This window comes from Acinetobacter sp. P1(2025) (assembly GCF_051390655.1).
Taxonomy (GTDB): domain Bacteria; phylum Pseudomonadota; class Gammaproteobacteria; order Pseudomonadales; family Moraxellaceae; genus Acinetobacter; species Acinetobacter junii.
The window spans coordinates 1-1,002 of sequence record NZ_JBPKBJ010000160.1 but is presented as its reverse complement, the minus strand read 5'-3'; the positions used below and the strand labels follow the sequence as shown (position 1 = coordinate 1,002).

Genomic DNA, 1,002 nt, shown 5'->3' with positions numbered 1-1,002 from the left:
GGCAGAAGAAATTATTTAGACCAATGATCAAAAACTTCATTGATGACTTTATTCTCGATAAAAATCATCTGCTACCACAGAGAGTCTATAAATAATAGTGCGTAAGTCCTAGTTTATTAACTTTTTAATGGCATTATTGCTTAGACTCTGATCAATTTAATTCATTTATGCTACATCTACCCTTTGGTCACACTGTGACTCTGATCATTATTACCGTTGCGATTTCATTATTAGCATTTAGCAATCAAACCGTGATGAACCGTTTGATTTTTTGGCCACCAGCGATGCAACGTGGGCAATTTGACCGTTTTATTACCCATGGTTTTGTACATGCAGATGGGACACATTTACTGTTCAATATGATTACCCTATTTTTCTTCGGTAATATCATTGAAAGCTTTTATCGTGAATTCTTCTACGATATGGGCTTTGTACTGTTTTATTTAGGTGGATTAATTTTTGCTATCTTGCCAAGTTATTTAAAACATAAGAATGATGTCCGTTGGGCGAGTCTGGGCGCTTCAGGAGCAGTCTCAGCCGTTTTATTTGCATATATTTTATTTCAACCGTGGAATTTAATTTTCGTATTCTTTATTCCAGTTCCTGCGATTATTTTCGCTATTTTATATGTGGCTTACAGTATTTGGTCTGGTAAACGTGGAAATACCAATATCAACCATAGTGCTCACTTATGGGGAGCAGCATACGGTGTCATTGTTACCATTATCCTCGAACCTAAAGTTCTGCCACATTTTCTCAGCCAACTCACAAAACTCCCCTTCTAAACTAAAATATTCACACTCAATCCCTTTTGTAAATAACAAAAGGGATTATTGACAATGTATGCCAAGATACAGAAATTGAATAAAAAAATGCGTCATTCATCTAGTATAGGACTTACGCACTATCATTTATAGATTCTCTGTGGTAGCAGATGATTTTTATCGAGAATAAAGTCATCAATGAAGTCTTTGATGATTGGTCTAAATAATTTCTTCTGCC

At 35.1% G+C, this 1,002-nt stretch carries 1 protein-coding gene; it reads left to right on the top strand.

All coding sequences use genetic code 11. The annotated features are described in order from the left end of the window. Positions 1-167 precede the first annotated feature (167 nt). Complete coding sequence (locus ACSC97_RS18160; protein ID WP_436662342.1) at positions 168-785, top strand: rhomboid family intramembrane serine protease; 618 nt, start codon at positions 168-170, stop codon at positions 783-785. Positions 786-1,002: the final 217 nt, after the last annotated feature.